Genomic DNA, 12,563 nt, shown 5'->3' on the forward strand with positions numbered 1-12,563 from the left:
GTCACGGTGGTCCAGCTCGGAGTTGGCGGCCGAGGCCACCGTTCGTGGGCTGGTCGAGGCGCTCGCCGGCCACGGTCCGTCCCCAACGACTACCAGAACCTCGACCACCTCGCCGAATGCGTCCTGGCCTTCCAAGACCGCTACAACCACGCAGCCCAGCCGTTCGACTGGACCCACACCAGAGACGACCTCAACGCCTTCCTGCGCCGACTCGACAACGACGCCGCATGACCCCCAACGAACTTACGACCACGACCACCAGTGAGGGGCTTCGCCTCTGACCGCCGAGGTGGGCGGCCGAGGATGCCTTGAGCCTCTCGTCAGGCGCTGTTTGTGAGCGGTCCGCGCCTGCATCAGGGCAAGCACCACCCGCCGCGCTCGAAGCCGGCCGGTCACTGATCTGGCTGGCACCCGCGCCTCTGTTATTAGGGCCACCTTCGCTTCGCTGAAATCCCGACCCGGAAGGCCTCGCCGGTCTCCCTACGCGACGTGGATCCCAACGCATCAGGGGTTGGAGCCAAACGCGGTCCTCTTGCCATGCTGCGCCGCGGACTTCCGAACGTCAATCAAAACTCAAGCTCAACGCCTCAGTTTGCGCCCCAAGGATCCCTAGCTTTCGCTCTCGGCCGCAGGGGACTACGATGTCGAATAGTAGGTCCGTCGTTGGTGAAGGAGAGAGGGACGAACGGGTGGCGGTTGTATGCGCTACCCGCCCATTTCGCCCTGATCAGCCCGGATGGAGCGCTTGACGAAAGACGAACCCGTAGCCGGGGCGCCACGCTTCTTGGCCCCATGATCGATGACCACCGGCTTGAGCACGGAAGCCGGGCCCATGTCACCCAACAAAAAGGACTCTTCCAGAATGAGAACCTCACTACGACTGATCGCCGTCGCTTCTGCCGCTGCGGTCGGGATCGTCATGGCTCCGGGGGCAGCCTCCGCCGACACGCTGAATGGAGCGCTTTTGGCGAGAAAGATGCAGGGGCACTCCAGCATGGCCGCTGCGATGCGCGCTCACCCCGAGATGGCCCGCATGATGGCCGCGGATGCGTCGATGGCCGAGGCGCGTCCGACGAGAGGTGCGTAACGGCTTAACCCGGCCCGGCCCAGTCCGGTGGTCTCCTTGAGCGTGGGATCTGAGGCCATCTGGCGCTCATAGGCTCGGCCACTGTGCGGCGGCGGGCCAGCGTTCCCGCCGTGAACATCGTCCTCTGTCGAACCCCGGCCGACGGCTGGGCACTCAGCCAAAATTTTCGGCGCGGACGAGTTGCGGTCATTGGTTGCCGAGCTCGCCGCCGCAGCACACTGAGCTAGGAGAACGTGATGTCGAGCGTGCGGTCGGTGCTGTTCGGGTTGCCTGACGCACGGCGGCTGGTCGCTGCCGTCAGGTTTGGCTTGGGGTGGTGTTGATGCAGCGGGCTGCGGTCCATCCGATGCCCGCCGCGAGCAGGAGTAGCGCGCCACCGAGGTAGTAGACGGCCTGGATCCCGAAGGCCGCAGCGAGCACCCCGCCGATGAGCAGGGAGATCAGCCGGCCGAGCTGCCACAACACGTCGAAGCTGGCGAAGATCCGGCCGCGGGCCTGTTCGGGGGTGTGGGCCTGTAACAGGGAGTTGAAGGTCACTGCTCCGCTGGAGGTGCCCAGGCCGTAGGCGGCGAGGGCGATCAGGGCCAGCGGGAGGGCGGTGAACGATGCCAGGAGGAGGTCCACCAGGCCCCGTAGGACGTACGGGCCGAACACGAACACCGGCCGTCGCGGGTCGCTGATTAGTCGGGTCAGCAAGAACGGCCCGAGCACGGCGCCGACACCGATCGCCCCGAGCAGTAGTCCGTAGCCGCTGGGGGCGAGCGCGAGGCGGTCGCGGGCGAGCACCACCAGCAGGGCGCTGGTCGCGCCCGCGGACAGGGCGGCGAGGAGCTGCCCGGCACCCAGTGCCCGCAGCAGCCGATCGGCGAGCAGAAGCCGGACCCCGGCGGCGGCGTCGGCGAAGAATCCCCGCCGTTTCGTCGGTAGTGGCGACGTGGGCAGCCGCAGTCCGGCCAGCAGGGCGGCGCTGAGCAGGAAGCTGGCGGCGTTGATTCCGAATGCTGGGCCGGCACCAAACCGGGCGTAGAGGATGCCCGCGATCGGTGCCAACACGATCTGGCTCAACACCGCGGCGGTCCAGATCCCGCTGTTGGCCGCGACCAGTTCTTCGTCCTTGACGAGGGCGGGCAGCGCGCTGCTGGCCGCGGGGTTGAACAGCACCGCCCCGGCCGAGAGCCCGAAGGCGATCACGTAGACCGCGATCAGGTGATGCCCGGCCAGCATCAGCGCGGCGGCCAGCACAGCGCGCCACAGGTCCGCCGCGATCATGACCGTCACTCGCGGCAGCCGGTCGACCAGGGTGCCCGCAACCGGGGCGAGCAGCAGCACCGGGACGATCTCGGCGACCACCACCGCGCTGACGCCGAGCGGGGACCCGGTCAGGTCGAACACCAGCAGCGCCAGCGCCACCGTTGCGAATACGTCGCCCCATTGCGACACGGTCCGCGCCGACCACAGTCGCCGGTAGCCGGGGCGGGTGAGGACCTGGGTCAGCCCGACCCGGCGGGAAGGAGCGCGGGTCATCCGCGGGTGACCTCTGCCGGTGCGGCGGGGTCGGCCCTCTTGCCTGTCGTGGATTCGATGATCTGGCAGATGACGGCGTCGTTGCCACCGCGGCGGGCGTCGGTGGCGGCCCGCCGCGCCGTCAGCAGGGACTGGCGCAGCCGCCGCAGGTTGGTGATTTTCTGGTCGATCTCGGCGAGGTGCCCGTCGAGGATCGCGGCGACCCGCTGGCAGGGCTGCTCCCCGCAGCGTTGCAGGTCGAGGATGTCCCTGATCTCGTCCAGGCCCAGATCCAAGGCCTTGGCGCGGCGAATGAAGTGCAGGACCGCGACGTCGTCGGTGGTGAATAGTCGGTATCCGGAGTCGGTGCGCTCGGCCTCGGGCAACAGTCCCCGACGTTCGTACAGCCGGATGGCTTTGGCGCTCAACCCGGTCAGCGCTGCTGCTCGCCCGACGGTCACCAACTGCATCAAAGCCCCTTCGCGTGGTCTGGCCATCGGCGCTTGACCTTACCCCGGGGGCAAGGTTGCAGAGTCGTTCCCGGGGCCACGCCAGCCGATCAGATCAGATCAATCAACCCGATCCACCGAGATGGCGCGCCCGGGACGGGTTGTCGCGTCCCCGCGGTGCCCGCAGACCTACGTTGCACCGCACCATCGAACGGCCCATCGGTAATGCGCCAAAGGAGAGTCGCGACGTGTCCAAGCCCGGGCTGCGGCCCACTTCACCGCGTGGGCTGCTGGCGCTGCTCACTGCGGCCGGGTTCTTGATCTTCGTTCAGGCATTCATGATCGCCCCGGTCCTGCCCCGTCTGGCGGAGGTGCTCGGGACCACCACCGGGATGGTGGGCTTGGCGGTGCCCGCGTACCTGGTGCCCTACGGGGGGATGACCTTGGCGTGGGGCCGTTGTCGGACCGGCTCGGGCGCGGCCCGATCATCCTCGGGTCCATGGTGGCGTTCATCGTGTTGACCGCCGCGACATCGGTGGTCGACAGCGCCGCCGGGTTCATCCGGATGCGGGTGGCCACCGCTGTCGGCGCGAGCGGAGTAGTGCCGATCGCGCTGGCCCTGATCGGTGACCTGTTCCCGTTCCACCAACGAGAGCGTGCCTTGGGGTGGTTGTTCGGGGGCATGGCCGGCGAGATCGCTGGGGGCTCGACAGCCGGTGCGCTGGCCGAATCGCCTTCGGCCGGCCGGGGCTGTTTCTCGCCGTCGCGGCCGGCGGCCTGCTGCTCCTGCTGCTGCTGCTCGGGTCCCGGGCGCCGGTAACGCGCCCTGCTGAGCAGTCGCCGCGGTCGACGCACCTCCAGCTACGTGCTGATCAACGCGGTGCTGCATTCCGGGGTCTACACATGATTGGGCCTGTACCCGAAGCAACGTTTCGGGCTCGGTGAGGTTGCGATGGGGCTGGCACTACAGGGCTACGGCATCCCCGGGTTCGTGCTCGGTCCGGTCATCGGTCGCGCCGCCGATCGGTCCGGGCGCGCCCGGATCATCCCCGGCCGGGGTCTTCGTGGGCGCACTGTTTGTGCTGCTGATGGCCCTCCCACTCCCGCTGCACGTCGGCAGCGCTGCGCCCGTTGCCGAGCCAGTAGTGAAGCGTCCGCGGTCGCTGGCCCGTAGGCACGGAAGTGCGCGACCAACGCGTGCGGCCCCGCATCGTCGAGATCCCACACCCCCGCCCAGCGCGCGTTCTCTTCGAGTCGCTGGAAGGTGTGCTGCCCGTTCCGGGGTGGACCGAAGCTCATGTCGCCCTGCCAGGTCAAGGGCTTGATCAGCGTGTCCGCGCCTTCGTCGAAGACGTGTCGCAGGTGCCGGTATGCCGCCGTGCGCGTCACCGCCGCACCCAGCTCGCGCGACGGTCAGCGGACCGTTCGCAAGTGCCTGGCGGACCGTCTCACGGAACGCCGGCCAGTCACCCGCCCCCAACTCGTAGTACTCCTGCCAGCTCGGCTGCTCCCACTGGCGACCGGCCGACCGCAGCGCGAGGTGGGCCCCGCCGTCCTCGGGTGAGAGGTAGGGCATCGCGCCCCGGAGCGCGAACGCCTGGATGAGCCTCCCGTCTTCGAGGGCACGGACGACCTCTCCGGCTCGCGAGTGGGCCCGCCGCATGCGGACGGCGAGCTCGGCCGCGCTGTCGTCCACCGCCAGGACCGCCCCGAGCCGGCGCACTACGTCGGCGACCGACTCACGTCCGACGGGCTCGAGCAGCTGCCGCTGCCTCACCCAGGCGAGGGCCTGCGACCAGGTGATCGACATCCGGGGCACGATGGTGAAACCCACCGACAGCCACCAGCGCCCTGGTCGCTTTGGGTCTCGCCCGCCGCCCGAGCCCGTCGCGACAGAGGTCCTGAGGCGCATCGGCCCGGAGCCGATGCCCGTTGGTCGCGTCGGGCCGACCGTTCGGCGCACCGCGGGACCCCGTTGCACAACAGTTACCCCTGAGGCCCCGGTGATCCGTGCGTCGCGTGGGTAGTGTCGCCCCACGGATGGCCGCGACGACGCGACAACGAGGGGAGACCGAGGTGCTGGAGCTCGACGGGGTGTCCGTGAGGTACGGACGCTCGGTGCAGGCCCTGCGTGGCGTCGGCTTCGAGGTGGCGGACGGAGAGGTGCTGGCCGTCCTCGGCAGCAACGGGGCCGGGAAGTCGACGCTCCTCCGGGCGATCTCCGGGACCCTCCCGCTGCACGGCGGGGCGCTCACGGCTGGCTCGATCACGTTCCGTGGCAGGCCGATCCACTCCCTCGACCCGGCATCCATCGTGCGCCTTCGACTGCTGCAGGTACCGGAGGGGCGACAGATCTTCGGCCGGATGAGCGTCGATGAGAACCTCCGCGTCGGCGGGCTCTCGGCCGACCCCAAGCGCCGGGAGGCCGCCCGGGGCCGCGTCTTTGAGCTCTTTCCCCGGCTGGAGGAGCGGGTCGACCAGCCCGGCGGCCTGCTCTCGGGCGGGGAGCAGCAGATGCTCGCCATCGGTCGCGCCCTCATGTGCGACCCCGCGATCCTCCTGCTCGACGAGCCGTCCCTCGGACTGGCCCCCCAGATGATCGACAGGATCGGCTCGATCGTCACCGAGATCAACGCCAGCGGCACCGCGGTCGTCCTCGTCGAGCAGAACGCGACGATGGCTCTGCGGGTGGCCCACCGGGCCGTCGTGCTCGAGGTGGGCGAGGTCGCCCTCAGCGGCACCGCCGAGGAGCTCGCCGCCTCCGAGGACGTGCAACTGCTCTACCTCGGCGGGCACGCCGAAAGCGCTGCCACCGCGCAGGCCGATCTCGAACGGGTGCGGCACACGTCGCGCCGTACGCTCTCGCTCTGGAGGGGCTGATGGCCACCGCCGCCCCCGCGCACGTCACGCCCGACGCCGGCCGTGACGTGCGCCCGCTGTCCGTCGAGGGGCTCACCATCCGCTTTGGCGGCATCGTCGCGCTGCAGGACGTCTCGTTCACCGTGCGACCGGGCACTATCCACGCCCTCATCGGCCCCAACGGCGCGGGCAAGTCGACCTGCTTCAACGCCATCACGGGCATCTACCCGCCCACCGAGGGTCGGATCCTGTTGGGGGACAAGGTCCTCACTGACACGCCGGCCCACCGGATCGCCGCGCTCGGCGTCGGCCGCGCCTTCCAGAACCTCGCCCTCGTCGGAAGCTCGAGCGTCCTCGACAACGTCATGCTCGGGAGGTACTCCCTTACCTCCGGGGGGTTCCTCGCCTACGGCCTGCGGTTGCCGTGGACCATGCGGGCCGAGCGCCGGCATCAGGAGCGCGCCGCCGAGATCTGCGACTTCATCGGCATCGCGGCGCACCTGCACAAGCCGGCCGGCGTGCTGTCGTACGGCGACCAGAAGCGCGTCGACATCGCCCGAGCCCTGGCCGTGGAGCCCACCATACTGATGCTCGACGAGCCCGCGGCGGGGATGAACTCCTCCGAGACTGCTGAGATGGCAGGACTGATCCACGACATCCGCGAGGGGCTTGGGATCTCGATCCTGTTGGTGGAGCATGACATGAGCCTCGTCATGGGCATCGCCGACCAGGTCACGGTGCTCGACTTCGGACGGCTCATCGCCGACGACGTGCCCGCGGTCGTGCAGAAGGACCCCTCCGTCATCCGGGCCTATCTCGGGGCCGAGGGCAGCCAGACGCACGATGCCCCCGCCGCGCCCGCATCGGCACCCCACCCCCAGCCCGACGAGAAGGAGACCCCCGCATGAGCACCCTCGTCCAGGTACTGCTTAACGGCACCGGTCGGGGCGCGATCTTCGCGCTGCTGGCCCTCGGTTTCGTCGTCATCTACAAGGCGACCGAGGTGATCAACTTCGCCCACGGGTCGCTCGCGTTGTTCGGTGGCTACCTCACCTTCGAGCTCAAGTCGCAGATCGGCTGGTTCGCCGGCGCGCTCTGCGGGGTGCTCGGCGCCGCGCTGCTGGGGTTCCTCCTCGAGCGGATCCTCCTCGCGCGCGCCCGGATGGCGTCCGAGGACTCGTTGGCCATCCTCACGATCGGGGTCGACATCTTCATCCTCACAGAGATCAGCCGCCGCCTCGGCACGGCGGCCGCCCCGTTCCTCGGCGACCCGTACCAGGAGATCCGCTTCACCGTCCTCGGAGCCAGCGTTGAGGGTCCGCAGATCGTCGCGCTGCTCACCGCCCTCGTCCTCATCGCGGTATTCTTCGCCGCGTTCCGCTGGTCGTCGTGGGGCCTGGCGATGCGCGCGCAGTCCGAGAACAAGGAGGCGGCGGCCCTCATGGGCATCCGCAGCTCGCGGGTGACCGCCAGCGCGTGGGCGGTGGGAGGTGCCCTCGCGGGCATCGCCATCCTCTTCATCGCGACCCTGCCCATCGCCGGAGGAGCGGGCCTGACGGCCGCACACACGATCGCCTTCGCGGCGTTCCCCGCGGCCATCCTCGGGGGGCTCACCTCGCCCGGTGGCGCCGTCGTCGGCGGCCTGGTCGTCGGTCTGGCCGAGGCATTCTCGCAGCAGTACATCAGCCAGGACTTCGCCAAGGTCGCGGTCTACCTCGTTATGCTCGTGGTCCTCGTCGCCCGCCCCTCGGGCCTGTTCGGGCAGGTGGAGCAGCGTCGTGTCTGACACCAGCGCACCCGCGACCGCATCCCCGACCCCGACATCCACCGCAATCGATTTCGGTGGCGCCCGCCGCGCCCGGCCCCTGCGCTGGGCCGGCTTCCTCCTGCTGGCCGTCGTGATGTTCCTCGCCCCGATCTACCTCCCGGGGCAGTACCTCACGGTCGGCACCTGGGTGATGACCGGCGCCGTCGGCGCGATGGGGCTGACCATGCTCATCGGGCAGGCCGGCCAGCTCTCCCTCGCCCACTCATTCTTCCTCCTCGTCGGGGGAGTGAGCTACGCCGTGCTCTCCGGCGACGGCTCCGACGGCTTCGTCGGCCTGCACCTGCCGACCTTCCTCGCGCTTGTGCTGGCCGTCGCGATCAGCGGCCTCGTGGGGGCGGCGTTCGCCCCGGTCTCCGGCCGGCTCAGCGGCATCTACCTCGGGGTCGCCTCGCTCAGCCTCGTCTTTCTCGGGTGGTGGCTGGCCCGCTCGCTCCCGAGCCTCGTCGGCCCGACGTCCAGCGGTCGCCAGGCGAACGACCTGCACCTCTTCGGGTTCAACTTCGGCGAGAAGTCGCCGAGCCTCTACATCCTCGACGTGCCGATCGGCCAGAACGAGCGCCTCTGGTGGCTCTACGCTGTCCTCGCCGCCATCGCGTATGCTGTCGCGCGCGGCGCCCTCCGGGGGCGCATCGGCCGTGCCTGGCGGGCCGTGCGCGACAACGAGGCCGCCGCGACGGTGATGGGTGTCTCGGTGGTGCGGCAGAAGGCGGTCGCCTTCGCCGTCTCGTCGGCGTATGCCGGGCTCGCCGGCGTCATGGTCGTCTGGTGGTACGACGGACTGCTCAAGCCCGACGAGGCCGCGGACGCCGGCACCTACAGCACGACCGTCGCCATCGCCTATCTGGCGATGGTCGTCATCGGCGGTCGTGGCTCCCTCGGCGGCGCCATCCTCGGATCGGGGATCGTCTTCGGCTTGCCTCTGGTCATCCCGCTGCTCACTCAGGGCGACGGCAGCGCGACCGCGGTCAGCGGCACCGACTTCTCCCCGGTCGTCGTGACAAACCTCGTCTACGGCGCCCTCGTCGTCCTCATTATCCTCTTCGAGCCCGGTGGCTTCGCCGGGATCGGCCGCAAGCTCGTCGCCCGGCTGCACCGCAGCTGATGGCGTCCGTCGGGCCCGCGCGCGGGCCCGATATCCCCCACCCCCCGGACACCGGTGTCCGGGGCACCAGAAAGGACAGCACCATGGGCAGTTCGAAGATCGCGAGATCGGTCGTCGTCTCGGCAGTGGCGGTCTCGGTGGCCCTCGCGGGCTGCAGCACCAAGGCCACGGTCGGCAGCGGCAGCGCCTCCGGCGGGCCGGGCGGGGTGAAGACCGACGTCGGGGTGACCGACAAGGAGATCACCCTCGGCAACCTCACCGACCTCTCAGGGGTCTTCAAGATCCTCGGCCTCGGCATCACCCAGGGCACCCAGATGTGGGCCGAGGACGTCAACGCCAAGGGCGGCATCTGCGGCCGGCAGATCAAGATCACCACCCAGGACCACGGCTACTCGGCCGAGAAGGCCGTCCCGCTCTACCAGCAGAGCAAGGGCCAGGTGCTCGGCTACGTCCAGCTCCTCGGCTCGCCGATCCTCGCCGCCCTGAAGAAGCCGATCACCGACGACAACATCGCCGCGGTGCCGTCGTCGTGGGCCTCGACCAACCTCGACGTCCCCGAGGTCGTCATGGTCGGCGCAACGTACGACGTCGAGATGGTCGACGGTCTGGCTTACCTCCTCAGCAAGGGGAAGATCATGGAGGGCGACACCCTCGGACACATCTACGTCGACTCGGAGTACGGCAAGAACGGCCTCAAGGGTTCCACCTACTTCGCCGACGCCCACAAGATGAAGGTCGTCCAGGCCGCGGTCACCTCGACCGACTCGGACCTGACGAGCGCCATCACCCAGCTCAAGAGCGCCGGGGTGAAGGCCATCCTCCTCACGACGACACCGGCCCAGACCGCCTCCGCAGTCGGCCAGGCGGCGGCCCAGGGTCTGGACGTGCCGGTGTTCGGCAACAACCCCACCTTCGCGCCCCAGCTGCTCGCCACCCCGGCCGCGGCCGCCCTCACGAGTGGCCAGTTCATCACCGTCGCGGGCATCCAGCCGTTCGCCTCCGATGCGCCCGTTGTCAAGGCCCTGGCCGCGAAGTACAAGGCAAAGTACACCGACACCCCGACCTTCGGGCCGCTCGTCGGCTACACCTTCGGCGAGACGTGGGGCCAGATCCTCAAGACGGCGTGCGACGCGGGCGACCTCACCCGCCAGGGGATCCTTAACGCCCGGGCCAAGACGATGGTCGACACCGGTGGTCTCGCGCCGGGGGTGCTCGACTTCACGAGCCTCGGCTCTCCGTCGACCCGCGCGGTGTGGATCATGAAGCCGGCCAAGGTCGAGGGCGGCCTTGAGCTCGTCGAGAAGCAGCCCTATACCGCCCCCGAGGCCGCGTCGTACAAAACGCCGTTCCAGAAGTGACGGCTCCCGTCCACCTCCCGTGACGTGAACGGGGGGGTGGGTCATCTTTCCCACCCCACCCCCTGCGCGGGAGACTCGCGGGGTGAGCTCCCAGCCTGGGTGGGCGGCTGCAGCGCATGTCGAATGGCTCCGTCGCGTCATCGACCGACAGACCATCGGTGCCTTGGCGCGCGGCCCGGTCCCTGGCCCACCAGTTGCCCAGCGTGCCCACGTTGACACCCAGCTCGCGGGCGACCTGGGCGATCGTTTTGCTGGACTCCCGGACGAACCGGACCGCGCCCTCGCGGAACTCCTTGTCGAGCTTCCGTCTCTTCTCTGGCATGGCATCTCCTCATAGCCGATGCCTCCACGATCCAGGGGGAACCTCACTCGATCACGAGTCTGGTAGCCGGTTGTGCGCCCAGAGGCGGACCAGCGCAACGGGTGTCCCCGATGGAGTGGTGTCAGTCCGCTCCCCGCGGGGACGTATCGATCTCGATCTCGATCCCGTTCCAGAACGCGACCCTGCCCTTGATACGACGGGCAAGCGGTGAGGGATGGCGGTAGGTGAAAGCTCCGTCTGGGACATCCTGTCCGTCGACGTGCACGTCGCAGTAGCTCGCGACGCCCTTCCAGGGGGGCAGACGGTCGTGGTACTGCTGGGTTGCAGGACTCCCTCGTGGACGCTGTGCATGGGGAAGTAGGCGATTCCCTCGACCGTGACAATGTCATCCGACGTGGCGACTTGACTGGACCCCAGCAGCGCTGAGGCGCTGGTCGTGCGGCGGATGGCGCGAGCCAGTCCCACGGTCGTTGCGATGGCGGCGCCGACAACGGAAAGGAGGAGCGCCTCGGCCACAGGGGTGCTCGATCCTTTCCACGTGGGTCCGTCCAGTCGACCAGAGGCCGACAGCACCCCGGTGAGTGCCAGGGCGGCGCTGAGCCCGGCCGCGCCGGAGAGGATGATGCGAGACCGCGCCGAATGGTCACCGGGTGCGCTGTCCTGGCCTACGATCCAAGGCCAAGCGGCGCCGAGGATCAGCGGCGCGAGGTGCCATGTGGTCGTGGGTCGCCAAGCGGCGAGCACGGACCAGACCACCGCGACAACCAGCGTCCAGGTGAGTCCCGGGTTGAGAATCGACCTCGTGCCGTCGCCCCCTTCGCGACCAGTCGCTGGTGTCGAGACGGACTCAAAGTCGGGTTCGGCGGCCCTGATCGCGTCGACCACCTCACGCACGGAGGGGTTCACCAGTGCCCGGTCGCCCACGAAGACGGTGGGCACCGTCTCGTCGCCACGCGTGGCCCCGCGCACCCGAGCCGCCGCGTCTGCCGAGGACCAGATGTCGTGCTCGATGGTCGCCACGCCCGCGCGGCTCAGGCCACGACGCAGGGAGGCGCAGGAGGGGCAGCCGGGCCGCCACATCACCTCGATGACGGTGGCGGTCGGGCTGGTCTCGGTCATTGCTCGTCCTCGACTGCGGGAGGTTGGTGTTCAGTGCGCGCGCTTGGCGCCCATGAGGAGGATGAGGCCCAGGAAGAGCCCGAAGATCAGGTGCTCGACGAAGAAGGTGCCGTAGCCGACGAGCACGGCCATGTTGGTGATCTGGTCCCCACTGTTGAAGATCGCGGCGGCCAGGGGGAGCCCCACGAAGGAGCTGACCACGAAGACGAGGCCGCCCCAGACGATGGCGGCGGCGACCAGAGCCATCCCGCGGATCCGGGTCAGGCTAGCGAGGACGCCGAAGCCGACGCCGTACATCGCGCCGACCATCATGTGGATGAGTGCTCCCAGGAGGGCAGGGCCGGCGAAGAACTCGAAGTTCGAGTCACCCATGGTGGCGCTCTTCATCGAGAACATCATGTCGGCCGGAGAGATGAAGACTGAAGCGATGTGGTAAAGCGGTGTGAAGAAGCCGGAGCCCTGGTAGGTCGCGGCGGCGATCATCGCGTAGGCGGCCATCATGAGCGACGCGATGACGCCCGCGACCGCGCCGATCAACGCGGCACGGGCGATGCGGGTTCCGGTGGTGGGGGCCTGGGTGTCGGTGCTCATGGTGTCCTCCGGGTGAAGTCGTGTCGATGGGCCGATCTGCCATGGGAACCCGGTGACCTAACTGTCAGCATCCCGGAGCTCCAGCGTGTGTCTGTAAACCGACCACGCTGCTTGGCCGATTGCGGGTCAGAGCGTCCGGACCCGCACCTGGACGTGGCCACCGCGCAAGCTCCAGGACTGCACGTCGTGTGCTGTTCGCTCGAGCAGAGTCCACGGACGCGCGTTGATGTCGGCGCCGCCCAGCCAACAGGCCAGACGAGCAGCCGGATCGAGAAACCGGGCCCAACCGTGGGGCGGCTCCATGTCGACGATTGCAGCGCGACCACCAAGGCGGGCCAAGGAGGT

Annotated in this window: 15 protein-coding genes and 1 pseudogene; 7 read left to right on the plus strand and 9 right to left on the minus strand. The window is 69.2% G+C overall.

Annotated elements, in window-relative coordinates; translation table 11 throughout:
- Positions 1-231 (plus strand): hypothetical protein (locus tag ACLL9L_RS15875; RefSeq protein WP_411285627.1); only part of this gene is annotated, 231 nt, incomplete at its 5' end.
- Positions 232-705: 474 nt separating this feature from the next.
- Here ACLL9L_RS15875 and ACLL9L_RS15880 read toward each other — a convergent pair.
- The 4 genes from ACLL9L_RS15880 to ACLL9L_RS15895 form a co-directional block, all read right to left on the minus strand.
- Positions 706-921: a hypothetical protein gene (locus ACLL9L_RS15880; protein WP_411285628.1), complete on the minus strand. Its 216-nt coding sequence runs from the start codon at positions 919-921 to the stop codon at positions 706-708.
- A gap of 93 nt (positions 922-1,014) precedes the next feature.
- The gene (locus ACLL9L_RS15885) at positions 1,015-1,146 is read right to left on the minus strand and encodes a hypothetical protein (protein ID WP_411285629.1); all 132 of its coding nucleotides are present in this window, start codon (positions 1,144-1,146) and stop codon (positions 1,015-1,017) included.
- A 238-nt stretch (positions 1,147-1,384) separates the two neighbouring features.
- A complete protein-coding gene (locus ACLL9L_RS15890) occupies positions 1,385-2,611 on the minus strand; it encodes an MFS transporter (protein WP_411285630.1) in 1,227 nt (408 codons plus the stop codon).
- Positions 2,608-3,060 carry a MerR family DNA-binding protein gene (locus tag ACLL9L_RS15895; protein WP_411285631.1) on the minus strand — a complete coding sequence of 151 codons (453 nt, stop codon included), beginning with the start codon at positions 3,058-3,060 and terminating at the stop codon, positions 2,608-2,610. The genes ACLL9L_RS15890 and ACLL9L_RS15895 overlap by 4 nt, the downstream gene beginning before the upstream one ends.
- Before the next feature lie 427 nt (positions 3,061-3,487).
- On the opposite strand from ACLL9L_RS15895, the gene ACLL9L_RS15900 reads away from it, so the two are divergent.
- On the plus strand, positions 3,488-3,859 hold the full coding sequence (locus ACLL9L_RS15900; protein WP_411285632.1) for an MFS transporter: 372 nt from the start codon (positions 3,488-3,490) through the stop codon (positions 3,857-3,859).
- Between the two features lie 144 nt (positions 3,860-4,003).
- Here the strand turns inward: ACLL9L_RS15900 and ACLL9L_RS15905 are convergent, their stop codons facing one another.
- Complete coding sequence (locus ACLL9L_RS15905) at positions 4,004-4,951, minus strand: DNA glycosylase AlkZ-like family protein (RefSeq protein ID WP_411285633.1); 948 nt, start codon at positions 4,949-4,951, stop codon at positions 4,004-4,006.
- A gap of 164 nt (positions 4,952-5,115) precedes the next feature.
- On the opposite strand from ACLL9L_RS15905, the gene ACLL9L_RS15910 reads away from it, so the two are divergent.
- The 5 genes from ACLL9L_RS15910 to ACLL9L_RS15930 all read left to right on the plus strand — a co-directional run bounded on the left by ACLL9L_RS15910 (position 5,116) and on the right by ACLL9L_RS15930 (position 10,186).
- Positions 5,116-5,919: an ABC transporter ATP-binding protein gene (locus ACLL9L_RS15910; protein WP_411285678.1), complete on the plus strand. Its 804-nt coding sequence runs from the start codon at positions 5,116-5,118 to the stop codon at positions 5,917-5,919.
- The gene (locus ACLL9L_RS15915) at positions 5,919-6,806 is read left to right on the plus strand and encodes an ABC transporter ATP-binding protein (protein ID WP_411285634.1); all 888 of its coding nucleotides are present in this window, start codon (positions 5,919-5,921) and stop codon (positions 6,804-6,806) included. The genes ACLL9L_RS15910 and ACLL9L_RS15915 overlap by 1 nt, the downstream gene beginning before the upstream one ends.
- Positions 6,803-7,684 carry a branched-chain amino acid ABC transporter permease gene (locus tag ACLL9L_RS15920; protein ID WP_411285635.1) on the plus strand — a complete coding sequence of 294 codons (882 nt, stop codon included), beginning with the start codon at positions 6,803-6,805 and terminating at the stop codon, positions 7,682-7,684. The genes ACLL9L_RS15915 and ACLL9L_RS15920 overlap by 4 nt, the downstream gene beginning before the upstream one ends.
- Entirely contained in the window at positions 7,677-8,828 is a 1,152-nt protein-coding gene (locus ACLL9L_RS15925) for a branched-chain amino acid ABC transporter permease (RefSeq protein ID WP_411285636.1), read from the plus strand. The genes ACLL9L_RS15920 and ACLL9L_RS15925 overlap by 8 nt, the downstream gene beginning before the upstream one ends.
- Before the next feature lie 83 nt (positions 8,829-8,911).
- A complete protein-coding gene (locus ACLL9L_RS15930; RefSeq protein WP_411285637.1) occupies positions 8,912-10,186 on the plus strand; it encodes an ABC transporter substrate-binding protein in 1,275 nt (424 codons plus the stop codon).
- Here ACLL9L_RS15930 and ACLL9L_RS15935 read toward each other — a convergent pair.
- The 4 genes and pseudogenes from ACLL9L_RS15935 to ACLL9L_RS15950 all read right to left on the minus strand — a co-directional run bounded on the left by ACLL9L_RS15935 (position 10,086) and on the right by ACLL9L_RS15950 (position 12,218).
- Complete coding sequence (locus tag ACLL9L_RS15935) at positions 10,086-10,508, minus strand: transposase (RefSeq protein WP_411285638.1); 423 nt, start codon at positions 10,506-10,508, stop codon at positions 10,086-10,088. The two genes, ACLL9L_RS15930 and ACLL9L_RS15935, sit on opposite strands and share 101 nt — an antisense overlap.
- Before the next feature lie 121 nt (positions 10,509-10,629).
- A complete protein-coding gene (locus tag ACLL9L_RS15940; protein WP_411285639.1) occupies positions 10,630-10,773 on the minus strand; it encodes a DUF427 domain-containing protein in 144 nt (47 codons plus the stop codon).
- Positions 10,774-11,432: 659 nt separating this feature from the next.
- A pseudogene (locus tag ACLL9L_RS15945) lies at positions 11,433-11,627 on the minus strand (glutaredoxin domain-containing protein); the annotation flags it as partial.
- 30 nt (positions 11,628-11,657) lie between these two features.
- Positions 11,658-12,218 carry a hypothetical protein gene (locus ACLL9L_RS15950; RefSeq protein WP_411285640.1) on the minus strand — a complete coding sequence of 187 codons (561 nt, stop codon included), beginning with the start codon at positions 12,216-12,218 and terminating at the stop codon, positions 11,658-11,660.
- Positions 12,219-12,563: the final 345 nt, after the last annotated feature.

Origin of the sequence: Lapillicoccus sp., from assembly GCF_046595215.1 — a bacterium.
In the GTDB taxonomy this organism is placed as follows: Bacteria; Actinomycetota; Actinomycetes; order Actinomycetales; family Dermatophilaceae; genus Lapillicoccus.